This is a genomic window from Collinsella sp. AF28-5AC (assembly GCF_003457875.1).
Taxonomy (GTDB): domain Bacteria; phylum Actinomycetota; class Coriobacteriia; order Coriobacteriales; family Coriobacteriaceae; genus Collinsella.
In genome coordinates this window covers 83,679-108,991 of record NZ_QRTA01000001.1, presented here as the reverse complement: position 1 = coordinate 108,991, position 25,313 = coordinate 83,679, and the positions used below count along the sequence as shown (strand labels likewise).

At 60.4% G+C, this 25,313-nt stretch carries 24 protein-coding genes and 2 tRNA genes; 8 read left to right on the top strand and 18 right to left on the bottom strand.

All coding sequences use genetic code 11. The annotated features are described in order from the left end of the window. Positions 1-29 precede the first annotated feature (29 nt). From hycI to DWZ01_RS00445, 13 genes are all read right to left on the bottom strand, one after another. Positions 30-533: a hydrogenase maturation peptidase HycI gene (gene hycI / locus DWZ01_RS00505; protein ID WP_117847581.1), complete on the bottom strand. Its 504-nt coding sequence runs from the start codon at positions 531-533 to the stop codon at positions 30-32. Beyond that, positions 533-1,114, bottom strand: a complete 582-nt coding sequence (locus DWZ01_RS00500) for a formate hydrogenlyase maturation HycH family protein (protein ID WP_117847579.1) — start codon at positions 1,112-1,114, stop codon at positions 533-535. The genes hycI and DWZ01_RS00500 overlap by 1 nt, the downstream gene beginning before the upstream one ends. After that, the gene (locus DWZ01_RS00495; RefSeq protein ID WP_022095195.1) at positions 1,115-1,897 is read right to left on the bottom strand and encodes an NADH-quinone oxidoreductase subunit B family protein; all 783 of its coding nucleotides are present in this window, start codon (positions 1,895-1,897) and stop codon (positions 1,115-1,117) included. A gap of 2 nt (positions 1,898-1,899) precedes the next feature. Then, positions 1,900-2,616: a formate hydrogenlyase complex iron-sulfur subunit gene (locus DWZ01_RS00490; protein ID WP_070097519.1), complete on the bottom strand. Its 717-nt coding sequence runs from the start codon at positions 2,614-2,616 to the stop codon at positions 1,900-1,902. A gap of 1 nt (position 2,617) precedes the next feature. Next, positions 2,618-4,390, bottom strand: coding sequence for an NADH-quinone oxidoreductase subunit C (locus DWZ01_RS00485; protein WP_022095197.1), 1,773 nt, complete (start codon positions 4,388-4,390; stop codon positions 2,618-2,620). 3 nt (positions 4,391-4,393) lie between these two features. Then, positions 4,394-5,953, bottom strand: coding sequence for a hydrogenase 4 subunit F (locus DWZ01_RS00480; RefSeq protein WP_117847577.1), 1,560 nt, complete (start codon positions 5,951-5,953; stop codon positions 4,394-4,396). Positions 5,954-5,956: 3 nt separating this feature from the next. Beyond that, positions 5,957-6,610 (bottom strand): hydrogenase 4 membrane subunit, encoded by a 654-nt coding sequence (gene hyfE, locus DWZ01_RS00475; RefSeq protein ID WP_022095199.1) that lies wholly within the window; start codon positions 6,608-6,610, stop codon positions 5,957-5,959. Between the two features lie 13 nt (positions 6,611-6,623). Next, positions 6,624-8,081 (bottom strand): hydrogenase 4 subunit D, encoded by a 1,458-nt coding sequence (locus DWZ01_RS00470; RefSeq protein ID WP_117847575.1) that lies wholly within the window; start codon positions 8,079-8,081, stop codon positions 6,624-6,626. Between the two features lie 15 nt (positions 8,082-8,096). Continuing rightward, positions 8,097-9,023, bottom strand: coding sequence for a respiratory chain complex I subunit 1 family protein (locus tag DWZ01_RS00465; RefSeq protein WP_117847573.1), 927 nt, complete (start codon positions 9,021-9,023; stop codon positions 8,097-8,099). Positions 9,024-9,035: 12 nt separating this feature from the next. Further along, complete coding sequence (hyfB, locus tag DWZ01_RS00460; RefSeq protein ID WP_117847571.1) at positions 9,036-11,054, bottom strand: hydrogenase 4 subunit B; 2,019 nt, start codon at positions 11,052-11,054, stop codon at positions 9,036-9,038. Further along, positions 11,047-11,664 carry a 4Fe-4S dicluster domain-containing protein gene (locus tag DWZ01_RS00455; protein WP_022095203.1) on the bottom strand — a complete coding sequence of 206 codons (618 nt, stop codon included), beginning with the start codon at positions 11,662-11,664 and terminating at the stop codon, positions 11,047-11,049. The genes hyfB and DWZ01_RS00455 overlap by 8 nt, the downstream gene beginning before the upstream one ends. A gap of 78 nt (positions 11,665-11,742) precedes the next feature. After that, a complete protein-coding gene (gene fdhF / locus DWZ01_RS10975) occupies positions 11,743-13,965 on the bottom strand; it encodes a formate dehydrogenase subunit alpha (RefSeq protein ID WP_117847569.1) in 2,223 nt (740 codons plus the stop codon). Between the two features lie 76 nt (positions 13,966-14,041). Further along, the gene (locus tag DWZ01_RS00445) at positions 14,042-14,560 is read right to left on the bottom strand and encodes a 4Fe-4S dicluster domain-containing protein (protein ID WP_022095206.1); all 519 of its coding nucleotides are present in this window, start codon (positions 14,558-14,560) and stop codon (positions 14,042-14,044) included. A gap of 428 nt (positions 14,561-14,988) precedes the next feature. On the opposite strand from DWZ01_RS00445, the gene DWZ01_RS00440 reads away from it, so the two are divergent. The 8 genes from DWZ01_RS00440 (at position 14,989) to DWZ01_RS00405 (ending at position 21,936) form a co-directional block, all read left to right on the top strand. Further along, the gene (locus tag DWZ01_RS00440) at positions 14,989-15,312 is read left to right on the top strand and encodes a type II toxin-antitoxin system RelB/DinJ family antitoxin (RefSeq protein ID WP_117765829.1); all 324 of its coding nucleotides are present in this window, start codon (positions 14,989-14,991) and stop codon (positions 15,310-15,312) included. After that, the gene (locus tag DWZ01_RS00435) at positions 15,305-15,781 is read left to right on the top strand and encodes a PIN domain-containing protein (RefSeq protein WP_199412356.1); all 477 of its coding nucleotides are present in this window, start codon (positions 15,305-15,307) and stop codon (positions 15,779-15,781) included. Before DWZ01_RS00440 ends, DWZ01_RS00435 begins: the two co-directional genes overlap by 8 nt. A gap of 578 nt (positions 15,782-16,359) precedes the next feature. After that, positions 16,360-17,643, top strand: a complete 1,284-nt coding sequence (locus tag DWZ01_RS00430) for a tyrosine-type recombinase/integrase (protein ID WP_117847567.1) — start codon at positions 16,360-16,362, stop codon at positions 17,641-17,643. A gap of 206 nt (positions 17,644-17,849) precedes the next feature. After that, positions 17,850-18,293: a hypothetical protein gene (locus tag DWZ01_RS00425; RefSeq protein WP_117847565.1), complete on the top strand. Its 444-nt coding sequence runs from the start codon at positions 17,850-17,852 to the stop codon at positions 18,291-18,293. Between the two features lie 293 nt (positions 18,294-18,586). After that, positions 18,587-18,835 carry a helix-turn-helix domain-containing protein gene (locus DWZ01_RS00420; RefSeq protein WP_117847563.1) on the top strand — a complete coding sequence of 83 codons (249 nt, stop codon included), beginning with the start codon at positions 18,587-18,589 and terminating at the stop codon, positions 18,833-18,835. A 12-nt stretch (positions 18,836-18,847) separates the two neighbouring features. Next, the gene (locus DWZ01_RS00415) at positions 18,848-19,315 is read left to right on the top strand and encodes a hypothetical protein (protein WP_117847561.1); all 468 of its coding nucleotides are present in this window, start codon (positions 18,848-18,850) and stop codon (positions 19,313-19,315) included. A gap of 326 nt (positions 19,316-19,641) precedes the next feature. After that, positions 19,642-21,315, top strand: coding sequence for a DnaB-like helicase C-terminal domain-containing protein (locus DWZ01_RS00410; RefSeq protein ID WP_117847559.1), 1,674 nt, complete (start codon positions 19,642-19,644; stop codon positions 21,313-21,315). 114 nt (positions 21,316-21,429) lie between these two features. Further along, the gene (locus DWZ01_RS00405) at positions 21,430-21,936 is read left to right on the top strand and encodes a hypothetical protein (RefSeq protein WP_117847557.1); all 507 of its coding nucleotides are present in this window, start codon (positions 21,430-21,432) and stop codon (positions 21,934-21,936) included. A gap of 304 nt (positions 21,937-22,240) precedes the next feature. Here the strand turns inward: DWZ01_RS00405 and DWZ01_RS00400 are convergent. From DWZ01_RS00400 to DWZ01_RS00380, 5 genes are all read right to left on the bottom strand, one after another. Beyond that, positions 22,241-22,314: transfer RNA gene (locus DWZ01_RS00400), tRNA-Gly, on the bottom strand. Positions 22,315-22,320: 6 nt separating this feature from the next. Continuing rightward, positions 22,321-22,397 (bottom strand) — tRNA-Pro (locus DWZ01_RS00395). Positions 22,398-22,488: 91 nt separating this feature from the next. Next, entirely contained in the window at positions 22,489-23,847 is a 1,359-nt protein-coding gene (gene brnQ, locus DWZ01_RS00390) for a branched-chain amino acid transport system II carrier protein (RefSeq protein ID WP_117847555.1), read from the bottom strand. Positions 23,848-23,925: 78 nt separating this feature from the next. Further along, positions 23,926-25,065, bottom strand: a complete 1,140-nt coding sequence (locus DWZ01_RS00385) for an aminotransferase class V-fold PLP-dependent enzyme (RefSeq protein WP_117847553.1) — start codon at positions 25,063-25,065, stop codon at positions 23,926-23,928. Further along, positions 25,062-25,313, bottom strand: coding sequence for a DUF3343 domain-containing protein (locus tag DWZ01_RS00380; RefSeq protein WP_117847551.1), 252 nt, complete (start codon positions 25,311-25,313; stop codon positions 25,062-25,064). Before DWZ01_RS00380 ends, DWZ01_RS00385 begins: the two co-directional genes overlap by 4 nt.

Sequence of the window (25,313 nt, the reverse complement as noted above, 5' to 3'; positions counted from 1 at the left end):
TCTTTCCTAATCAGCAGGGACAAGCGCACCTATTGCTCTTGTCCCAAGCGGACAAAGTGGGAAAAGTCGTTGGCGGCCACGGCGTCGTACACGGCGTCGACGGCGTCAAAGACTTCCGGGGACATGGGGTTGTAGAACTCCGTGTCGCCCGGCTGAATCCCTATGAAGACGATATCTTCGCACGATTGCTCAATCTCTTCGATCAGAATCGACAAGGGAAGCGAATGCGTGGTGAACATCGACTTGCGCGCGACGTCGGTCTTATCGAGCAGGCGGATGGCACCGACGGGCAGCGCCATGTCGGCGGCATCGACCAACACTAGGCGCGGCGGACGCTCGCGCTTGACCTCGATGATGTCGTCCTCGGGCGTCTGACCACCGTCGATGGTGTACCAACCGGCGATGGGCGTGTCCTCCATCTTTTTGGAGAGCACGGGGCCAGCGGCATCGTCGGCGCGCAGCACGCTTCCCGCCGTGAGCACAATGCCCGCAAACGGGGCGTCGTTCACACGGCCATCCACAACGCGACCCATTACTGCAACCTCCCCGTCAGATACACGCCCGACACATCGCGCACGCGCTCAACCAGATCGCGAAACTTCATTAAGAACGCAACCTGCTGGGCATGCAGGCCAAAGTCGTCATCGAACACCGAGATGCCGGCCTTGGCCGAACCGCGAAAACCGCGATCGTCGAGCAGCGTGTCACAGGCCTCGAGCAGCGACGGCACCGCCGCCTTGTCGAGCTGGCACTCGCCAAAGGAGCGGATGGCCTCGAACTTGGTCTTGGCCTCCCCCTCCGGCAGCGCGTCGATAAGCGTATAGAACACGTTCACCGGCACCGACAGGCGCGGCTCAAAGCAGTCGAGCACGCCGGTGTGGTGGCCCACGGCGAGCGTGTAGTACAGCACGTCGCAGGCCTCCTGGGGAACGTCTTCCTCGGTCTCCACAAACTTACGCGTGAGCTCATAGAAGACCACCTGGTCGGGCGTATGGCCCAGGCAGGGGTCGGCGACGCCCTCGGCGGCCTCGTCGCTTGCGCGCGAGGCATCGCCAAAAGAGCCGCCGAGCATGCCGGGGCCCGCAAAGTAACCAGAGCGGTCCGTGAGCTCCATCTAGCGACCTCCGGCCAGTACCAGATCCTGTAACGCCGAGTACACCTCAACGCGGCGAGGATCATCCTGCTTGTCGATGAGCAGCGCCATGGCACCGCGGATATCGCCCTTGGGCGCGCCCTCGAGCGTATCCATAAACTCGTTGGCCAAGTCGCGGCCGTAACGGTAGCCGCTCATGGCGCGAGCCTCGCGCTCGATGGCAACGCGCAGCTTGTACGGCACGCCGGGGTGCAGGATATCGGCCTGCTCGCCGGCGGCCTCCACCGTGGTCTCGGCATGGAGCTTTTGGTCCAGCAGGCCAAGTGCCATGGCAAAGCCGTAGATGGTCTGCGCGGGGCTGGGCGGGCAGCCGGGGATATAGACATCGACCGGCAAGATCTTGTCCGTGCCACCCCAGACGCAGTAGTTGTCGTAGAAGATGCCGCCGGTGCAGCCGCACGCGCCATAGGACACCACGATCTTGGGATCGGGTGCGGCCTCAAAGGCGCGCAGGGCCGGCATGCGCATGGCACGCGTTACGGCGCCGGTGTACAGCAGCACATCGGCGTGACGGGGCGAGGGCACGACCTTGATGCCAAAGCGCTCGACGTCGAAGACGGGCGTGATGGAACCGAAGATCTCGATCTCGCAGCCGTTGCAGCCGCCGCAGTCAACACGGTAGACGTACACCGAGCGCTTGATCTTCTTAAGAAGGGTCGCCTTGGCCTTCTCGATGCTCTCGTCGAGCTCGATCTTGGTCGGGCGGTACTGGAGCCGCTCGGGCAAAAGCGTGGGTTCGGCCATGGTTACTCCTCCTTCGTTTCAAAATCCATGATGATGCCCTCGACCGGCGCCGGACCGGCGGGAATCTCGGGCGCATCGGGGTTGAGCTCGCGGTCGATATACTCCGGGTTCACGCCGTGGCCGCCCAGATACTCCATGCCGGGGCCCTGGGGCTCACCGGACGCAAGCGTCTCGTTGGCAGCCATGCCGGCAGCGTTGCCGGTCTTTACGGCCGAGGCGGCGCGCAGGGCGTCGAGCTCGCGCTTGCACTCCTGGCACATACCGACGGTACGGGCAGCCTGCTCGGCCTCCATGCCGCCGGCCTTTTGCAGCAGGCGCTTTGCGTAGTCGATCTCCTTGTGCGGGGCAAACGGCTTGCCGCAGCGCGAGCAGTGCTCGAGCGTATAGACGCTCTTGCTGGTGAGGTCGTCCTTGCTCATGACGGCAAGCTCAAACTCCTCGGTGAGCTTGATGGCCTCCATGGGGCAGGCTTCCTCGCAGCGGCCGCAAAAGATGCAGCGGCCGTAGTCGATCGACCAGGTGATGGTATCGGCCGCAAGGTCGGTGTCCATGCGAATGGCATCGGCCGGGCACGCCACGCCGCAGGCACCGCAGGCGATGCAGAGCTCGGCATTGTGCTCGGGCTTGCCGCGCATGTCCTTGTTGGTGGGGAACGGCGCAAACGGGTACTTGACCGTCGCGTCGCCGGCCTTGGCGTTAACCTTCCAAAGCTTCAGCATATTAGAGCGCCTCCTCATCGAGCGGAGCGGCCATGGTGCCCTCGCCCGCAAGCGGCGACTTGTCGCGCCAGACGTTCTCGAACTGCTCCTTGTCGAGCACGTGGTCGCGCTTGGCGGCGACATCGGTCACCGTCACGCGGTCGGTGCAGGAGTAGCACGGGTCGAGCGAGCCGACGATCAGCGCCGCGTCGCCCACGGTGTTGCCGCGGAACATGTAGCGCAGGACCGGCCAGTTGCTGTACGTGGCGGCCTTGGCGCGCCAGCGGTAGCACTTCTGGTTGTTGCCGAGCATGGCCCAGTGCACGTCCTCGCCGCGCGGCGCCTCGGTGGCGCCGATGGCGTACTTGTGCGGGGTGTACTCCCAATCCGTGGTGAGGATGGGGCCCGACGGGCAGTTCTCGAGCATGGTCTCGATCATGTCGATCGAATCGTAGACCTCCTGGATGCGAACGGCGGTACGGCCGAAGGCATCGCAGGTGTCGGCCGTGGCGGCGTGCATCTTTTGAACGTCCGGATCGGCGTAGCCGTCGAAGGGATGGTCAAAACGCACGTCGCGGGCATAGCCCGAGCCACGCATGAGCGGACCGACCGGCGAGAAGTCGCGTGCGATCTTGCGGTCCAAGATGCCGATGCCACTCGTACGCTCAATAAAGTTGGGCGTGGAGAGCAAGACGTCGACGAGCTCCTGAACCTCGGAGCGCAGCTGGTGGATGGTCGTGAGCGTGGAGAGCTTCTGCTCGGCCAAAATGTCGCGACGCACGCCGCCGATCACGTTGAGGCCGTAGGTCTTGCGGTGACCGGAGAGCTTCTCGGCCAGGTCCATGGACTTCTCGCGGACGCGGAAGAACTGCTGGAAGCCGGAGTCGAAGCCTGTGTAGTGCGACGCCAGGCCGATGTTGAGCAGATGCGAGTGCAGGCGCTCGACCTCGAGCATGATAGCGCGGATGTACTGGGCGCGCGGCGGGACATGAATGCCCTGGGCGCGCTCGACGGCCTCGGCATAGGCCACCGAGTGGGCGCAGCCGCAGATGCCGCAGATGCGGTCGGCGAGGAACGTCACGGCGTCATAGTTCAGGCGCGTCTCGGCGACCTTCTCCATGCCGCGGTGCACGTAGAACAGACGGTAGTCGGCGTCGACGATCGTCTCGCCCTCGACGAACAGGCGGAAGTGGCCGGGCTCATCGGAGGTAATGTGCAGCGGGCCCATGGGGACGAGCGTGGTCTCCTTGCCCTTGGTGTCGGCCAAAAACTCGTAATTTTCCATGTCGCTCGCGGGAGCGGGACGGAAGCGGTAGTCCATGGAGTCCTTGCGCAGCGGGTACAGGCCGCTGGGCCAATCGTCGGGAAGCACTAGGCGGCGACGGTCGGGCAGACCCTCGGGAATCAGGCCGAACATGTCGCGAAGCTCGCGCTCGCCCCACACGCAGGCGGGGACGAACGGCGTCACGGACGGGAACGTCATCTTGGCGGGATCGACCTCGGTACGCACGGTCACCCAGCCGGGGTCCTCCCCCTCCATGGAGATGACGTAGTACACGGCGTAACGGCCGCACAGACTGCGCTCATCGTTGCCGATGATCACGGGAATCCAGCCGTAGCGCTCGTAATACAGGTAGTGGACGGCCTCGGGCAGCTTGTCCTGCTTGACGGTAATCGTCAGCTGGTCCTCGCACTGCCACTCGACCTTCTCGATGCAGCCCGGAACGGCGCGGCGCAGGGCCTCGACATGGCTCTCGCAGCGACGGGCATACACCTTGTTCTCAGTTTCAATCATTCGTTACTCCACCTCGCTCTGAGCGGTCTCGGTACCGAACACAGCGCGGTACATCGGCGTCGCGTGAAGTTCCTCGGTGCTCTGCTCGAGCACGATGCCGGTCGCGGTCTCCACACCGTGCACGAGAGGCAGCGGGGTGGCGATGCCAAACCACAAGATCATGACAGCCAGGATGATTTCGGGGATAAGCATGAGCGCCGGGGCCTCATGCTTGCCCATGCCCTGGGGCGCATGACCGAATACCGACTTGAGTGCGATGCGGGTGAGCGCGGAGATGGCCACGGTAAGACCGAGGGCGACCACGACGACCAGCCACATGGGACCGGCGGTAACACCGGCGACAAAAGTCAGGAACTCGGAGATAAACATGCCAAAGGGCGGGAAGGCGCCAAGACCGAGCAGCGCCAGGATGGCGAGCGCGGCGGTTGCGGGGGCAACCTCGACGACGCCCTGGATCTTGGCCAGGCTACGCGTGCCAAAGGCGTGCTGGATGTTGCCGGACACGCAGAAGGCAAGCGTCTTGGTAAAGCCGTGGAACACGCAGTGCAGCAGGGCCGCGGCGATACCCAGCGGGCCGCCGATACCCAGGCACAGGGCGATAACGCCCACGTTCTCCACAGACGAATACGCAAAGCGGCGCTTGAGGTCGTCCTGGCGGAACATAGAAAGTGCCGCCACCAAAATGGACAGCGTGCCGACGATCAACAGCAAAAGCTGCGGATACTCGGCGCCCACGGCCTGGATAGTAAAGCCGTAGAAGCGCATGATCACAAGCATGGCGCACTTAAGCAGCACGCCCGAGAGCAGGGCCGAGACAGGGCTCGGGGCCTGGGAGTGGGCATCGGGCAGCCAAGTGTGCATGGGGAACAGGCCGGCCTTGGTGCCAAAGCCGATCACGATAAACGCAAAGGCGAGGCGCATGAGCGTCGGGTCGAACTGGTCGGCATACGGCAGCACGCACGACAGGAATGCGGCCTCGTGGGCGTTGGGAATCACGTCGGCGGCGTTGGCGTAGATCAGCAGCGTACCGAACAGGCCGAAGGCCACGCCGGCGGTGCAGACCATCGCATACTTCCAAGAAGCCTCGAGGGCCGTCTTGTTCTTGTAGATACCCACCAGGAACACGGTGGAAAGCGTGGTTGCTTCCACGGCGGCCCACGTGAGGATCATGTTGTTGGACAGGCACGCGAGCAGCATGGTAAACACGAACAGACTAAACAGTGCAAAATACTGCTTGGCGCGCTCGGCGGGCATGGAGCCCTCCTCGATATCGGCCTTTACATAGGGCAGCGAGAACAGCCCCGTAAGAAAACCGATAAAGCCGATGAGCAGCACAAAGATGGCGCCCAGCGAATCGAGGTGGAACCACAGGCCAAGAGCGCTCGCGGTTTCGCCGCTCATAAGGACGTCACCGGCCGTCATAATCGACAGCACCAGGACGGCTGCGACGGAGACCAGGTTGAGACCGGCAAACACGTTATAGGACGTGTTCTTGGGCAAAAACGCCATAACCAGCGAGAACACCAAAGGAGTCGCGAGCAGGGCGAGAATCAACGTTTCCATGGACTACCCCCTCAGCTCGGACAGGTCGCGCGCATCGAGCGAGTGGGAGTCGTCCCAAATGCGACGCACGACGATGGACATGATGATGACGGCAAAGATGGCGTCGGTGGCGATACCGATCTCGATGATCTCGGGAGCGGTGGGGGCCAAAAGCGCGAGCGTCACGTGGCTGCCGTTTTCCATAAGGCAGTAACCAAAGATCTGCTTCATGATGTTGCGCTGCGAGATGATGCAGGTGAGGCCCACAAAGAAGTGAGCGAAGCTAATAGCGAGCGCAGGCGTTGCGACCTCGGCCGTGGGAAGGCTGATCTGCGTCACGACGGCAAAGCAAATCGCGACCTCCACGGCGATGATGCAGATGGCCCACGCGGGCTTAAGGCCGGCCTTGAGTGATGCGTCGCTCGGCTCGCCCATCTTCTTGTATGCGCGGTTGAGGATATAAGGGACCAGGACGACCTTGGTGATAAAGGCAGATCCGGCCCACATAAGCAGCTCCTGCGCACCGGTGGTGGCACCGAGCGTAGCGAGCAGCCCCACGAGCACCAGCGACTGCACCGCATACCAGTTGATGGCATGTTTGATGTTCTTGGAGACGACCACCATGGTGGACGTGACGATCAGAAGGCCGCCAAGGATGTTGACGATCGAATAACCCATGTCGTTCTACCTCCTAACCGATCCAGCTGGCCGAAAGCGGGCCGCTGACGATGACCATGATGATGAGCACGATGAACACGAACGCCATCGCACGGGGAAGCGGGGCTCCCGCAGCGACCTCTTCGCTCGGCTCGCCGGGCAGGCAATAGCCCATCCACTTGAGGAACCAGGCGAAGGTAGCGACGGTCTCGGCGACCATGATGCACACGAGCACCAGGATCGCGACGTTGCCGGCACCTACAGAAAAGCCGCCGGCGATGATCTGGAACTTCGAGAAGAACGTGTTCATGGGCGGCACGCCGGCAATAGCGAGTGCCGCGACACCGAAGCCCACGCCTGAGATCGGGTACTTCTTTACGATGCCGCGAAGCTTGGGCAGCATACGCGTGCCGAGCGTAAAGGAGAACGAACCGGCGATCAGGAAGAACAGCGTCTTGGCGAAAGCGTGGTTAAAGATGTGGCAGACGGCGCCATCGAAGGCCAGCTGGCTGCCAAAGACCGAAAGGCCCAGACCAAAGAACACATAGGAGAGCTGGGCGATCGTGGAGAAGGCCAGCAGACGCTTCATGTCCTTTTGCGGCAGGTACATAAGGAAGCCAAAGAGCATGGTGACCATGGCGTCGATAATGGCGACCCAACCCACAATCTCGGGGATCTCGCCGGCAGAGACGAGTGCACGCGCGAACACGCACACGCCGACCTTAACCATCGAGGCACCATGCAGGTAGGCCGAAACAGGCGTCGGCGCTTCCATGGCCGAAGGCAGCCACATGTACATGGGGACCTGTGCGGACTTGGCCCAGGCCGCAAACAGCACGAGCAAAAGGACGATAGCCTTGAGCTTGGTGTCGAGGCCGGCAATCGCGGTGATGGCGAAGGTGCCGGTGTGGGCAAACACGATGGCGGCGCCCAGATACAGGCCGAGCGCACCGATATGCGTGATGATGAGGGCCTTCATGCCGGCCTTCTTGGCCGTAGGCGTCATGTAGTAGCTAATGAGGCCCCAAGAGCACGCACCCGTGATCTCAAAGAACACGAGCTGGCCCAAGAGGGTCGAGCTGTACACGAGGCCGGCCATGGCGCCGATAAAGGTCGCGAGGTACGCGTAGAAGCGACGACGCGGTGCGTCGGGATGCTCACGGTTATTCTCGCTCATATAGGGAATCGAATAGATCACGACAAGCAGGCCGATACCCACAAAGGCGGGCGCGAGCAGCGTGCTCATGCGATCGAAGGTGAATCCCATAACGAGGGTCTGCCCAAACGAGATCAGGGGGACCTGCGTGTCGGGCATGCCGGCGCCAGCGAAATTCGCGGCGAGGGCGATGGTGCAGACCGTCGAGACGGCGGCACCCAAAACGCTGAACCACTTGGCGTACGGACGGGGGAACAGGGCGACGAGCACCGAGGCCACCATCGGGGCCGCGATAGCGACCAAGCCGAGAAGGGACAGACTGACTGCAAATGACATTGTTTCTCCCTTCTCCTACACGCCGACGACCACGAAGACAAACGCCAGAACGGCGATGCCCACGACAGCCCAGGTCTGATTGCCAAGCACCTTAAAGCGCGAACGCGAGCAAGAGTTCTCGATCACGCCGCACACGACAAAGTCGATCAGGCACTTAACAAGGAAGATGACCGCGCCCAGAACGGCGGCGACGCCCACGGTCGCAGGCTCGCCCCAGGGGATGAAGATCGCGCAGAACCAGGCGACGACCAGGACCTGTTTCATGGACATGGCAAGCTTGGCCATGGCGAGCGACGGGCCGGAAAGCTCGGCGAGCGGTCCTTCCTGAAGCTCTTGCTCGGCCTCGGCCTGATCAAACGGCAGCTTGCCGAGTTCCATGTAGCAGGCAATCGCAAAGGCGATGCCGGCGAGGATCACGGCGACCGGCGCGTCGACGGCGCCCGTCATGATGTGCTGACCCATGGTGGCGATGTCGGTGGAGCCGCACACCAGGGCGGCGGCAAACAGCGCCAGTAGCATGGACGGCTCGATGAGCACGCTCATGAGCAGCTCGCGAACGCCACCGATACCGGCGTAGGCGTTGGACGAATCCACGCCGCAGAGGGCGAAGAAGAAGCGGGCGAGCGCCAGGCTGTACATGATGGTGATGGCGTCACCAAAGACCGGGATGGGGCTTTGTGCCGTAAAGAGTGGCAGGCCCATCGCGAGCATAAAGGCGACGGCGAAGAACAGCGGCGGCATAATGCGCAGCGCAAAGCTCGCGTCCTCGCACTGGGACTCGGGGCGCGCAAAGAGCTTGGCCAGGTCGCGGTAGTCCTGCATGATGCTGGGGCCGCGACGGTTGTGCATCTTGGCGCGGATCACGCGGCCGAGACCGGAGAAGAACGGCGCGACGGCCATGACGACCACGCCCTGCAGAACGGCAAGTACGATGTTGTTCATGCTCTCCCCTCCTTAACCCATTTGCACGGCGAGCACGAGGAACACCACGAGTGCCGCGACGATGTAGCAGATATAGATGCTGTAGTTGCCGCCCTCGAGCTTAGTCGCGAGGTCGGCGAGCTTCTCGACACCCTTATGCGGGGCATCGACGAGAACCTTGTCGGGTACGGGCTCCACAGCCTCGGCCACACCGGTGAGCTTCTGGAAGAAGTGCGCGATGGACCAGCAGACGGCCGTGCAACGGTCACGCAGCGTGTAGAGCGGCTGCATAAACCAGGACACCTCGGAGGCAAAGGTCGTGGCCACGACGGGCATATGCTCGTTGGGAGCATAGCCGCATGCCCACGGCTGGGACTTCTGCACCTTGCCGACGGTCTTGAGCTTGCGATAACCGCAGGCAAGGCCGACGAGCACCACGAGCGCAATGGCGATCGCGGGCGTGGAGGTGGCAGCGCCGGAGTACTGGTTCATGAGCTCCATGCCCTCGGCGGCAAACACGCCACCGTACGGATGCAGCACGGACGCGGCGACATCGACCAGCACGGGCGCGATCACGGGAGCGCCAATGCCCAGCACGACGCAGATGGCCGCGAGCAGGCCCTGCGCAAACACCATGGGGGCGGGAACCTCCTTGGCATTGGCCGCGGCCTCGGAGCGGGGTGCGGAGGCAAAGGAGACGCCATAGGCCTTGACAAAGCACGTGACAGCCAGCGCGCCGGTAATGGCAAGCGCGACGGCAGCGAACACGGCCACGATCATGACGGCCTTGTCGCCCTGCATGGCGGCATTAAAGAGCGACTGGTAGGTAAACCACTCGGACACAAAGCCGTTGAAGGGCGGGATAGCCGAAATGGCAAGCGCGCCAATGAGGAAGCAGATGGCCGTTGCCGGCATACGACGGAACAGGCCGCCCATCTTCTCCATATTGCGCGTACCCGTGGAGTACAGCAGCGCACCGGCGCCCAAGAACAGCTCGCCCTTAAACATCGCGTGGTTAAACGTGTGGTAGAGGGCGGCCATCAGAGCCAGGACGGCGATGCCGACCGAGTTGAGCGCCATGGCGGCCATGGAAGCGCCGACGCCGAGCAGAATGATGCCGATGTTCTCGACGGAGTGATAGGCCAGCAGGCGCTTGATGTCATGCTCCTGCAGGGCGAAGGCCACGCCGAGGACCGACGAGATCGCACCGAAGACCATGACCATAAGGCCCCACCAGACCTGAACGCCCGAGGCGGAGAGCAGGTCGAGACCAACCTTGAGGATGCCGAAGATACCGATCTTGATCATGCCGCCGGACATGAGGGCAGACACGTTGGACGGCGCCTCGGGATGTGCCTTGGGCAGCCAGCCGTGCAGCGGGATGATACCGGCCTTGGCGCCAAAGCCAAAGAAGGCGAGCACGAAGCACACGGATGCGACCGCGGGGCTAAACTGCGTGGCGCGGAAATCCGCAAAGGCAAACGAGCCACCGGCGAAGTTGGTCATGGTGAGGAAGCTCGCCATGATGAGCACAAAGCCCACATGCGCGATCACAAAGTAGAGCCAACCGCCGTGGATGGAGTTCTCGTTCTCCTCGATCACGACCAGGAAGTACGAGGTCAGCGACATGAGCTCAAAGGCGACCAAGAACCAAAACACGTTGTCGGCGGTGATGACGAGCATCATGGACGCCACGAAGGTGTTAAAGAAGAAGCCGGCGCGGCCCTTTTTGCCCGGGTACTCATCAAAGTAGTTGAGACCGTAGATCGAACCGGCAAACGCGAGCACCGAGATGAGCGCCACGAACAGGCCGGACAGTTGATTGAGCAGCAGCTGGAAATGGGCAAACGGGAAGAACACGATGGTGTCGACCGACGTGACATCGCCCAGCACGGCCTGGATACCGGCAACAAACGAAAGCACCGCGGCGACGGCGCCGATAAGGCAGCCGGCGGTCTTGGCGGCGTTATCGGCCTTGATCAGCAGAACCGAGGCGAGCGCACCGATGCACGAGACGGCAAGCGATGCGATAAACAGCGTCATGCTATCCATTGTTTACGCTCCCTTCTGCTTTCTCGGACAGGCCCTGGGCCACAGCGGTAACGTCGACGACCGGACCGTTTTCGATCGAGCGCAGGCGCTTGGCCTCGTCGAGCTCGCGATCGGCCGCGCCGCCCATGACGGTCAGCGCCTTGGTGGGGCACGCCGCCACACAATGCGGGCCGTCCGGATCGAAGGCGCACAGGTCGCACTTGACAGCGCAGGTGTACTGGCCGGGAGCCCACGTAAGCAGGCTGCTCAGGGACTTAGGATACGAAGGCGTCGGGTCGCACATGCCTGCGACACCGGCGATAGACGTGCCATCGGGATGGATGGCTCCGAAGGGGCACGCGATGGCGCACAGCCTGCACCCGATGCACTCCTGCTCCTTGACGTGGATGCGATCGCCATCGTGCTCGATGGCATTCACCGGGCAAACCTCGGCGCAGGGGGCACCCTCGCAATGGTGGCAGGCAAGGGCGGCCGAAATACCGCCGGTCTTCACGAGCGCCAGGCGCGGCGTATCCTGAAGACCCTGCATCCGGTGGGCGTCGGCACAGGCGGACTGGCATGTTCCGCAGCCGATGCACCTCTCCGGGTTGATGTCGATGAAGCGGTTCATCCCCACTTCCTTTCAAAATAACGGGCCGGGCACCCGAACGTACGGGACGCCCGGCCCAAAAAGCCAACGAGAACGGGACTACACGATTTGATTCACGTGCGTCTCGTCGTCGAACTTGGCGGCGCCGGGCTCAACGTCCTGGGGAGCGGCAGCGTCCACCAGAGCCTGCTTGAGCTCGGTGTACTGACGCTCGACCTCGCCCTCTGCCCAGACCTGGTCGGCAATGGCGTCGACCTGGCAGGCGGAGAACTTGTCCTCGGGCGTATGCGAGACCGGGTCGACCTTGTGCATGGTCAGCTCGTTGCACTTGCCGATCCACCACTGATAGGTCATATAGACCGTGCCCTTGTTGATACGGTCGCTCACGTCGGCGCGGCTGTATACCTGGCCGCGGCGGCTGTGAATCGAGACGATGTCGCCGTTCTTGATGCCGCGCGCCTGGGCGTCCGCGGGATTCATGCGGACAAAACCGGGCTCGTCGGCAAGCAGCGCCAGCGTCTTGCAGTTGCCGGTCATCGAGCGGCAGCTGTAGTGGCCGACCTCGCGGACGGTGCACAGGATGAGCGGGTACTCATCGTCGGGAAGCTCGGAGGGCGCCTCCCAGTCGTGCGCCATCAGGTTGGCGCGGCCGTCCTTGGTGGTGAACTTGCCACCAGCGAACATGTCAGGCGTACCGTGGTCGTCCACATCGGTGCTCTTGACGGGCCACTGGGCGTAGCCGCCCTCGGGAGCCATCTTCTCGTAGGTCGCGCCCACAAAGTTGGGGCACAGGCTAATGCACTCGTTCCAGATCTGCTCGGTGTTGTCGTAGTGCATGGGATAGCCCATACGCGTGGACAGGTCCGCGAAGATCTCCCAGTCGTGACGGCACTCGCCCTTGGGCGGAACGGCCGCGTCAAAGTGCTGGAAGCTACGGTCGGATGCGGTAAAGACACCCTCGTGCTCGCCCCAAGAGGTAGCGGGCAGGATGACGTCGGCGAGCATGGTCGTCTGCGTCATAAAGATGTCCTGGCAAATGAACAGATCCAGCTCGGAGAGCGTCTTGCGCATGCCGGCCGAATCGGGCTCGGTCTGCACCGGGTCCTCGCCGTAGTTGTAGAAGCAGTGCACCTTGCCCTCGTCGACCAGGTGGCCCAGGTCGGTGAGCTTGTAGCCCTCCTCGAGCGGGAGCTTTTCCTCGGGCACGCCCCAAGCCTTGGCAAACTTGGCACGCACTGCCGGGTCGGTGACCTTCTGGTAGCCAGGGTACAGGTTGGGCAGCATGCCCATATCGCAGGAGCCCTGGACGTTATTCTGGCCACGCACGGGCGCGAGGCCGGAGTTGGGTTTGCCGATCTGGCCGGCAACGCAGGCGATGGAGGCGATGGTGTGCACCGTCTTCAGGTTCTGCTTCTGCTGGCATACGCCCATGCCCCAGCCAATGATGGCAGAGGGCTTCGCCGTGGCGTACATCTCGGCAGCTTGGTGGATCAACGCGGGCTCGACACCCGTGATGTCCTGTACGGATTCGGGAGTGTAGTTCTTGATGGTCTCCCACCACTCGTCAAAGCCGTTCGTGTGCTCGGCGACGAATTCCTTGTCGTAGAGGCCATCGTTGACCAAGCAGTTGGCAAAGGCGTTGAGGAACGCAACATTGCAACCGTTCTTGATCGGAAGGTAGAGATCGGCGATACGCGCGGTTTCGATATGGCGCGGGTCGGCGACGATGATCTTGCAACCCTTTTCTTTGGCTCGCACGATACGCCTTGCGACGATGGGGTGCGAATCGGCAGGGTTATAGCCGAAGAGGAAAATGCAGCCCGCATCCTCCATACCGGGGATGGAGCATGACATGCAACCTGAACCAACCGTGTCCATCAGACCGAGGACAGTAGGGCCGTGTCAAGTACGGGCGCAGTTGTCCACGCTGTGGGTGCCGATGCACGCACGCGTAAACTTCTGCATGACGTAGTTCGCCTCATTGCCGCCGCCTCGCGAAGAGCCGGTGGTCATGACAGCGTTAGGACCATATTCGTCAATTATGGCCTGCATCTTAGATGCGGTGAAATCCAGTGCCTCGTCCCAGCTTACGCGCTCAAGATCCGCGCCCTTAGTGCGGCGGATCATCGGGTGCAGTACGCGAGGAGTCAAGATCTTGGTGTCGTTGATGAAGTCGTAGCCGCTCATGCCCTTAAGACACAGCTCGCCCTGATTGGTGATGCCGTTGAGCGGTTCGGTACCCACGACCTGGCCGTTTTGGACCAAGAGGTTAAACTGGCAACCGGCGCCGCAATACGGGCAGATCACTTTATGCTTCTCCATGACACCCTCCTTCCTTTCTCTGCTACCGATTAATCGGTACGTATTTGACAATCGTTGGGCTTGTATGGCCGCCCGCCTACGCCTCGTTTTCGATGGTGGCGCGGGCACGCTCGGCAGTCAGCTCCGCCAGACGCTCCTCGTCTACCAGGGTGAGGCCCTTGGTCGGACACGCCTCGGCACACGCCGGACCGCCGGGACGGTCCACGCACAGGTCGCACTTGAGCACGAAACTCTTAGTCTGCGAACCCACGCGCACGTCGCCCATCAAGACGGGGACCTGCGTGGTCGCCACGCTCACGGCGCCAAAGGGGCAGGCCATGACGCAGCTCTTGCAGCCGATGCAGTTGTCCTCGTTGACGCCGATGCGATGGTTCTTTGGATCAAAGAACAAGGCGCCCGTGGGGCAGGCCTTGGCGCACGGGGCATCCTCGCAGTGGTGACATGCCACCGGCGCGGAAATCTCGTAGGTGCGCGTTACGCGCAAGCGAGGTGCGGCGATGTTGCCGGGAATATCGTGTGCTTCGATGCACGCCGCCATACAGGTTTGGCACCCAATGCAGCGTGAAGAATCAGCCACGACTCGTTTATTGCCCATGTTGTTCACTCCCTCCTGAATCCCATGTCGGAGAGATCCTGTCGACGTAGCCCCGGACCGCCCGTGGTCCGGCATCGGCGTATCGAGTGCATGCGGCGAAACAGGCACTTCGATAGAATTCCTCCAACGATATACAGGTTAAATATACGCAGTTGCAGGGGGCAAACTTGAGCATAGGCCCTGCAATACGGGTGTATTGCAGGGGTTTTGGCAGGTTGGAATTATTCTCTAGAAGCTATAAAGGTGAGTGTATTACATGCGTACGCCCAAGAAAGATTTCACGCTCGTTTCTGGTGAATGTTGTACGTTTGTAATGTTGTTCACAATCGATTACTCTAGTGCAATAAAGTAGTGGTTATAAGATTGGCTATTATAGCCAATACTGTATTTGACCATTCATATTGCATGCTCATTAAGGGAGGCCAGTGATGTCATCGACGCAAAAACGAGCCATCCTGCAGGTGCGCATTCGCGAAGAGGACAAACAGCATGCCGAGCGCCTCTACGACGCCATGGGCACATCGCTTGCCGAGGCCGTTCGCCTTTTTGTCGCGCAGAGTATTTTGATGCGCAAGCTCCCCTTTCAGCCGGTCGCCGTGCGCTCAAAGGACGGCACCGCCGCCTATGGATCGCTCAAAGCATATGGAGATCCCAATCGCCGCTCCGAGGAGCGCAATGCCTGGATTGAGTACCTTGCTACAGAAAGCGACGATTCGATTTTGGGTCCCGAGGAAGTAGATATCCATGAGTAGCACCATCATCGACGAGACCGTCATCCTGCGCTACCTACTTGACGACGACGAAGTTCTGTCACCGCGTGCCGCCAAGGTCATCGCCACGCGCACCGCTCGCGTCTACCCCGAAATCATCACGCGCGTCGTGGTCACGCTGCGTGACGTCTATAAGGTTCCCCGCGTTGAGATTGCTGCGGCCATGAAAAGGCTGCTCGATGACGTCATGGTCGACGAGCCCACCGTTGTCGCCCTTGCCATCAAACTCTTTGGCAAGACCCATATGGACTTTACCGACTGCCTCCTCGCAGCCCGAACTGCCATCTACAACGATGATGTCGTGAGCTTTGGCAAGCCCATCATCCAAGGCATGATCGATTACCGCCGCAAGCGCCAAACCGCGGCCGACGCTCGCGACCGCGCCGCCGAAGCCCGCAGTCACAGCACCGACTCCACCATCGACAAGCTCCGCCACCGCCCCCGCAGCTAACCCCACCCCCTCCTAAGTTGCGGTGAAATAGTTCTTGAATGGCCATCAAAAGCCTAAACAGGAACTATTTCATCGCGGATTTGTGGGCGTGGGGCGGCATCGATTCCCGTCACCACGCGCACTTACGAAAATAGCTCTGGTCCCAAAAAGGAACCAGAGCCATTCATCTATCCTATGGAGCGGGCGACGGGAAGTCCAAGGGCTTGCTTCGCAAACCCTTGTTTCGCTGCGGGCCATTGGCCCTTGCGTGCTGCGCTGGAAAATGCTCACGCATTTTCTCAGCTTCGCACCCTGCCGGGTTCGATTCCCGTCGCCCGGCACGTTTACGAAAACGGCTCTGATCCCAAAGGGAATCAGAGCCGTTAAGCTATCTTGTGGAGCGGGCGACGGGAATCGAACCCGCGTCATCAGCTTGGAAGTGTTGCGACATTTTGCACTGTGCTGTCTACCTGCGAAAACGCGGATGCTCTACCTGCTGTTTTTCCGTCTATTGCGTCTAAAAAGTCTATGTTTTATAGTTCAGTCAACGCCATTTTGCGACTATTTTGCGACCAATATTGCGACCAAAAAGGAGAGACATGGATACCCTGCTACCTGCGGAAACGTTCGCCACCTATTCGCTAATCAAACACGACTATGTGCGCAAAGACGGCACGACCGACTACAAATGGAAAGCCCAGTACCCTTACAAGGACGAAAACGGCAAATGGAAGAAAAAGACCGTCACGCTCAAAACCGAGGGACGCGACAACGGGCGCTCTAAGCAGGTCGAAAAGGCGGCGAACCAAGAAGCCGAAGCAATCCGCCAACAGCTCAACGAGCAGACTGTAAAAGACCCCCACAGCGGCGAGACGGTAGCCGAGTATTTCGGGAAGTACGTGGAGGAACGAGCGAACAGCATCGAGCGTTCATCAGCCAACGAGCTAAGGCGCATACTCAAAAGCTATATCGCGCCCAGCATCGGGAAAATCGAGCTGGACGAGCTGACCCCAGACGATGTGGCGGCATGGGTTACGAAACTGGGCAAGAAGTACTCACCCGCCACGGTGAAGAAGTGCCTAACCAACCTGCGCTCTGCTATGCGGCAGGCGGTAGACCGCGACAGGCTCGTTAAAGACCCCACACGCGGCGTTAAGAACCCCAAGCAGGCACATAGGAACCCCAACGCGCTAGACGCAAAGGGACGCGCCAAGGTAGCGCAGTTCATCGCCCTAGACCCCGACAAGCCCTTAAACGTTGGGTTCGCCCTTGCAATGTATATGGGATTGCGCGAGGGCGAGATATGCGGACTGACGTGGAAGTGCGTTGATCTGGACGAGGGAACCGTAAGCATCGAGCGCACCATAGGGCGTGACGGCTCAAAGTGGTACGTAAAGGAACCCAAGACGGGCGGCAGCAGGCGCGAGCTGTACGCCCCCTCTATCATCGCCGACATGCTCACGGCACGCCTAGCCAACGCCAAAGCCGAGTGCCTAGAGTTGGGCGTTCCGTTCGATGAAAACATGTACGTGACGGGCGGCGCTGACGGCTCGTTTATGCAGCCCCACTATCTTTCGCATAGGTGGAGGATCGCGGCTGACGCTCTGGAGCTTATAGGCACGGAGGGCAACCGCCCAACGTTCCATGACTTGCGCCACACGTTCGCAACGGCGGCGGTTACGGCAGGCACGGATATTAAGACCGTGGCGAGCATGATGGGACACGCCAACGCAGCTATGACGCTGAACATATACGCGAGCGCCGACAGAGAAGCCAAGAAGCGCGGCGCGGCTGTGGTTGAGCAGGCATACATGGCAGACGTTGCCCAGCACGCCAAGGACGGCTCAGTTATCGAGCTGAACAGGACGGGAACCGAGGACTAGGAAGGTAAGAGAAATTTGAAAGCGATAGCCCAGCCACACCAACCATCTAGCGCTATCGCCGAGCGGGAATAGAATATAGACAGGTCGGGGCGCTCGAAAGCCGAACGCCCCTTTTTCGTAACTCCCCGCACTGCAAACGGGAAATGTATACGCCGCCATTCTAGCGCATCGCTGGGACACGCGCGGCACTTGGAGGTCTAGCGCCCATGATTGACGAGCGCCTGAAAGAGCAAATGGCAGATGCAATGGCTTTTCTGCCCAACGGCGCGGTCAAGACAGCGCTACAGGCTCTATTCAAGCATTACGGCGTATCGCAAACCGCTGTAGCGGATTGTATTGGCAAAGACGGCTCAACGCTAAGCAGGCGGCTAGGCAGGCTACAGGGGCTATCAGAGAAAGACCGAGAACATATCTACCGAATACTGGAAGCCGTAGCCGAGATTAGCGCCACGCCGCCCAGATCGCCCAACGAAGTTACCGAGCGGTTCATTGGCGAGCTGGAAGAAGCGAACACGTTGGGGTCACCGACCACCCCGCGCGAGATAGCCGTTATGAATATCGCTCAAATGCTCGACAGTCTGACCGACAGCGACCTAGAGCTTGTAGAGCGGATGGTCGAGAGGTTGCAGGAGCATGGCGACGGCTCATAGCACCCATTAGCTCTCCATAGCTGAAAATATGAACAGTCTGTGCATCTTCCGACCAAAGCGAAAATAACTGCCATTGCACAATTCGCGCAACGTGGCAGCAGCCGCAGGGCTACAGCCGCCTTATACAATTCGCATCGCTTCTACAGAGAGCTATACGCCCCTATGGAAAATAAGGCGCTCAGCCATTGCACCGAAAGCGCAACGGAAGCCGCCCAGACGTGCGCGGCGGCGCTTCTCCCCTACGGGTATCTTTCGACTTGTAAGACCGTCCACAAACGAAAGAGGTTAAAGAGATGGACGCGGATACCAAGACCACAACCAGCCAAGAGAAAGCCCGCAGCGCCGAGACGCTAGAGGAAATCTTGAACTCTGACGCGCTCGTTCTGACCGTCAAGCAGGCGGCAACCCTGCTGGATTGCAGCGAGCGCTCGGTTTGCCGAGCATGCGACCGTGGACAGATCAAAGCAGCCAAGGTCATGAAAATGTGGCGCATCAACAAGGCGGCGCTGCTCGAATATATCGGCATCGACACAGCCGCCTAATGGGTCAGATCTATGGCGGCAAATACAAATGAGCCGTTTTCAAAGGTATTTGAAGCATGGGCGAGGGCGTGGGCACACAACAATTTCTCAGCCAAGGAGATACTGATACTCATAGCGCTAGCCCAATGGGCGAAAACTGACGAGAACGGCAGAAAATACGCGTGGCGCAGCCGCAGTGAGTTGGCAGCGTTCGCCAACTGCTCAGAGGGCGGCGTAACGTCAGCGATAACCAGATTGAAGAAAACAGACCCAGCCAAGGGGCGCAATGTTCGCGGCTTGGAGCTAAAGAGCGCAGGACACAAGGGCAGGGCGAGCGAATACTACCTAATGCCCGACACGCCGCTACCGCAGCAAGGCAAGGGCAAGCCCAAAGGCAAGAAGCGGTGCATACACAAACAGGACAGCGGCACGGGCAGATCAGACCAAGAGCAGACCGCAGTTGAAGAACTGATAGAGCGGATACAAAACGGTCAAGCGTGATAACGCTAGGTCTATAGGTTATTCAATGCAAATAACCTAACGCCCCATATAGGTTATTCAACCCGAACAACCTACAAATCAAAGGTTATTCACGCAAAGGTTACCTTTGCAGCCGTTTGTAGGTTATTCACTGCAACCAACCCATAAGAAGAGAAGAAGGGGGCTGCTATACGCCCACCGCTTTATTCGCGGTGGGACGATAGCACCCCTACTCCTACTTTCAAAAATAAAAAACCGCGCGACCACTACCGACCACTCATGACGGCGAATCACGTGGACGGTCTGAAGGTATCAGCGCATGGCACGAGAGGGGGCGATATGCCCGAATGGATGAAACGGAAAGGGAGCGATCACGTAGAGAAAAATACGCGTTTTACGATGATATGGGCGAACGGCTCACGGCTATGGGGATTACCGACCTTAAAACGCGAGTGGATATAGCCGAGCAGGAATGGTACCTGTTCACCCTGAATTGCGAGGACTACGAACAAGAAAGATTGAAAAGGAGTGGAGAGCGGGAACAGCAGAGGGAAATCGAAAGGGAGTGTTTGCGGTTGATAGACGAAGAAGAAGCCGCGCGGCAGGTCGAAACGCCCAACGCCGACCACGATGAGAAGCAGGAGAGCGCCACCGAACACGACCAGCAACCCGAGGACGAGAAGCAGAGCGATGGAGGGACAGAACAGGAGACGGGCGCGACCGAGGGCGATGAGGATGAACCCGAAAGCGAAACGACCGAATCGCTCGAACTGCTACGGGAAATTGACGAAATGTTATCGGACGCGACAGGCATTATCAGAACGGCGGCGAAAAACGCCATACCCAGATTCAAGACGGGCATAGCATCGCTGGATGAAAAGCTGGGCGGCGGTCTAGCTGCGGGCGTGCACATAATCATGGCACCGCCCAGTACGGGAAAGACGGCGCAATCCCTGTTCATATGCCAAAAGGCTATCAGTGATAAAGCAAACGACTGGGGAGACGAGCAAGTTCTCTACTGGGGCTTGGACACGAGCGAACCAGACGTGCGGGCACGCTTGGCAAGTTGCGTATCCCTGCTAAAGGAAAAGGAGCTTGGCATAGAGCGGTTTGCATACAATGACGTTCCGAACGACAAACTTATACGGCTAAACCAGCTCATGAACGCCGTTAAGCGCTACAGGAAGAACCCCGCTAGCCATAAACGCGAATTAAAGGAGTGCCTGAAAGCTATCAAAGAGATCATGGACGGCACTGTGGGCGATTACCTGAAAGCAGCCGATGAGGTTAAAAGGACGATGTTTGAGAGCGTTCCACGGTTTAGATTCATGAAACCGACCGACAGAACGCGCAATGAGATTAGCGAAATACTGGGCGAGGACTGTAGGCCCAATGCCTGTGAAAACCATTCCCAGATGCTAGAGAACCTGCTGGATCTAAGACCGTACGTAGACGAGTACGGATACAAAGACATGGACGAAGCCCGCGAAATGCTCAAAGGCTATTATTCCTATGAAGAGCTGGAAAAGAACCACCTTATAGGCAACCACCCGCAGGGCGATGAGGTCGAACTGTTGCTTACCTATCTGTACGCATTGGGCAACGTGCGTCTGTGCGTGGTCGACTTCTTGCAAAGGCTGAAAATCGCACCGAAAAACGGCAGCGGCGATGAACAACAGAAAACCGTCCAAATACTTGATCTGCTATCTAACGCGGCAATGGAATTGAAGATACCCATAATAGTGATCAGCAGCATGAGCAAGGAAGCCGTACGAACCAACAAACCAGACATGATGAACGTAAACGGCAGCACGCGGCTTTCGTACGATGTGGAGACGATAACCGAGATGAGAGCGGAGCAAGGCGAGAAAAGCGTTAAATCGGTCACGCTGCACATAGTGAAGAACAAGAGCTATAAACCGTGCACTTTGGAACTCAAATATTTGCCCGCGTACAACTGCTTTGCCGAGGTGAAGGAAGCGAAACAAGAGGACGCGGGCAAGGTAAGGGAGGGGCGGTAACGGATCGCATCGAACCGCCCACGGACTACCATCCGCGTGTGCCCCATTCCTCTCTCCCCGACCATACTAGCGGGGCTGTAGCCCTGCGGATGAAACGCCCAAGGAGGTAGCGGGATGGAAGGAAACGCCAAAAAGGACGCTGGAAGCCCGCCAAAAAGCAAGAAGCGCCAAAACAAGGGCGGCACGACCGACAACCCGACCGTATACGACATTGTGAAGCGGGAAAACAAGCGCAGTGACGCGCAAAAGAGCGGCAAGGCGTGGACGGACGAAGATAAGCGCTACCTGATAGCCCACGCCGCAGACGGGTACGTTTTCCTAGCAATGGCGATGGGCAGGACGGAGGGCGCGATAAGGTCGAAAGCCGATGAGATGGGCGTATACATGACCATGCGCCCAAGGCTGGGCGGTCTGTGCCCCAACTGTGGGCGGCACAGGCTAAGGGAAACCAGCACACGCGCGTACAACATGGGGCTGTGCCCAACGTGCTACGAGATCGCCAAGGCTGACGCTATGACGGAGCGCGTGGACTTTATGAAAGCCCGCAGGCGCTACACGGCAGAAAAGAGGGAATGCCAAAGGGAGAAGGAGCGGGCGCGGAAGCTGAACCGCGAGCGCTAGCAGAGCCAACCAGAAGCCCCAAAACGGCGCACAGCGCCGACCAGCGACCACGACAGCACAAGACCGAAACAAGGCGCTCAGAGCCGTCCACAATCACCGTGGGCGGCTTTTTTCATGGCACGGAAAAGGCGAAACCGACAGCACCGCAGGGCGCACGGGCAAGCGAAAAAGGGGGCGCTTGGACAGGGCTGGAACGGTCGCAATCAAAGCGCAATCAAATAGTATTTTGCGACTATTTTGCGACTATTCATTGCGACTAAAAAAGCAGGCCAGAAGCTTTAATACCTCTGACCTGCTGTTTTTCTGGAGCGGGCGACGGGAATCGAACCCGCGTCATCAGCTTGGAAGGCTGGGGTTCTACCATTGAACTACGCCCGCAAGATATGGTCGGGACGACAGGATTTGAACCTGCGACATCCTGCTCCCAAAGCAGGCGCGCTACCAAACTGCGCCACGTCCCGAAGGTGTTGAGCAGCTAAGGTCTAAACCTTGCGTGTCCCAAAGCGAAGGAAATTATAGGGGAGACTCCCCGCCTGTGCAAGCGCAGAAACCCTAGCTCCTCGAATGTGCGACAAACTGGCTATGAACCAGACCAATCACAAACGCGACCACAGCAACCGGCGCCCACGCAGCGCCGATATCTGCCAGCGGCAGCGCATCGAACGGCAACCACGCGCCCGCAAAGAATGCGTCGCGGACCGAGGTGATCACACTCTGCACCGCGACCACGCCGCCGACCCAGACCCACACCTGCGGATGAGCGTCGCAAAAGCCGTGCACCAGGCCCATCAGTACCAGCACGATGGCAACGGGATACAGGGCGTTGAGCATAGGTACCGAGAACATAAGAATGACGTCGAGGCCCACGTTGGAGAGCACGCACGAAAATGCCGCGAACACAAAGGCGAGAACCGCAAAGGGACGGCGCATGTCCTCCTCGGAGGCCTCCGCTCCCCCTTCGACCACATACGTCTCGCAGAAGTAACGCGAGCAGCAGCTGATGAGGCCGATGCACACGTTCATGCAGGCGAGGAAGAAGATGGCGAAGACCACGACCGTGCCGGCAAGCCCAAAGTGCATGGAGGCCGAACGAGCGAGGATGGCTGCGCCGTTGGTAGCGTCGGGCATCACGGTACCGAGCTGCATACCGGCAAGGCCCAAGCCGCAGTAGATGATGGCCATGAGCACGCCGGCGATCACACCGGAACGCGAAATCTCGAAGGCCACGCGCTTGTCATCGGTAACACCCAACTCGTGGATGGTCTCGGCGATGATGATGCCGAAGGCGAGCGACGCGAGCAGGTCCATGGTCTGATAGCCAGTCAGAAAGCCCTGCACGGCGGCGCCTGCATCGTAGGGAGCCTGAGGCGCGGCAGCCGGTCCCAGCGGCGAGATCACGGCAGCACCCACGACCAGCACGATAAGCGCAATGAGCGCGGGGCCCGTAATGCGGCCGAGCACGCGTGTGATGACACCCGGGCGCAGCGTGAGCACAAACGCGACGACGAAGAACCCGATGGCAAACACCAGACGTGCTGTGCCGAGCGAAACGCCCTCGGGTAGCAGCGGCACCAGCATTTCGAACGCCGTAGAGCTTGTGCGCGGAATGGCCAGGCACGGACCGATGGCAAGGTAGACCGCCGCGACAAAGAATTCACCAAACTTGGGGTGCACGCGGCCGGCAAGCTCGCGCGCCGTTCCGGCGAGCGCGACGGCGATAAAGCCCATGACGGGCAGACCGATAGCGGCAATCAAAAAGCCGATCATGGCAACCGGCGTGGCAGAACCTGCCTGCAGCGCCAGCAGCGGCGGAATAATGAGGTTACCGGCGCCAAAGAGCATCGAGAACAGCGCAATGCCGACGGTAACGACATGGTCGGAGCGCAGACCGCGCGGGGCGGATGAGACCATAGACACACCTTTCGGGTTGAAACATAAAATGGGACGGGCAAAAACACCCGTCCCGCAAGTATATACGCTCTAGCAGCTTTAGCAGGCTAAATCGCACAGAGCATCGATAGCCGTGTCGACTTCTTCGGTCGTGTTGAAATACCCAAATGAGAAGCGGACGACGCCCTGGCGCTCGGTTCCCAGCGCACGGTGCATGAGCGGGGCGCAATGGGCGCCGGGGCGCGTCGCAATCCCCCACCCTTGCATGAGCGCATCCGAGATCTCGGCAGAATCGATATCGCCCACGTTGAGCGACACAATCGCAGAGCGCGTCGGCTGGTCAAAGGCACCGTAGAGCTTAATCCCCGGAATCTCGCGCACACCGACAAGGAAGCGATTAGCGAGCGCACGCTCGTGGGCAGCAATCGCCTCGACCCCACCCTGGGCCTCGATAAAGTCGAGGCCTGCGGAAAGTCCCGCGATGCCGTGACCGTTGAGCGTGCCCGCCTCAAGGCGCGTGGGCCACTCGAGCGGCTGCAGTGGGTCGAAGCTGCGCACGCCCGTGCCGCCCATGGCCCACGGAGCCACGTCAATGCCCTCCGCCACGGCCAGGCCGCCGGTGCCTTGGGGTCCCATGAGCCCCTTGTGGCCGGTAAAGCACACGACGTCGAGCCCCATGGTATCCATGTCAATCTTCGCCGTACCGGCAGACTGCGAGGCATCGACGATCACGAGCGCGCCGGCCACATGGGCCATGGCGGCCACGCGCGCGATGTCGATCGCGTTGCCGGTCACATTGGAGGCGTGCGTCACCACCACGGCACGCGTGCCCGGCGTGACCAGCTGCTCGAGCTCGTCGTAGTCGAGCACGCCGTTCGCGTCGCAGCCCGCATGCTCAACGGTCACGCCCTGCTCTGCCGCAAGGCGGTTGAGCGGACGTAGCACCGAGTTGTGCTCGAGCACCGTCGTGACCACGCGGTCGCCGGGGCACACCACCCCGTTGATGGCGGTGTTGAGCGCCGCCGTGGAGTTGGGCGTAAAGCACACATGGTCCGCCCTCGGGCAACCCAAAAGGCGCGCGAGCTTGGCACGGCAGCCGTGGATGGTACGCGCCGCGTCGAGCGCACCCGACGTGGCGCCGCGCCCGGCATTACCGAGCGAGCACATCGCCTGCGTCACGGCATCGATGACTGTCTGCGGCTTATGCATGGTCGTCGCCGCGTTATCCAGGTAGATCATCGCACGACCTCCCACATATCGATCACGGTAAAGCCCTCGGTGGGAACGCCCGCCGCGGCAAGCTCGCCGCGCAGCAGTTCTTCATCGGCAGGCAACGCCTTCCACGCAAGACCGCAGCCGGCAGCGACCTCCCCGGGCACGGGAATCGTTCGCCCGGGAAGGCCGCGCTCGATGCATAGGGACTCGCAGCCCATGGCGGCCGCCGTGGTGGGAAACGTGATGACAAGCGCCGGGCGCTTCTCCCTCAT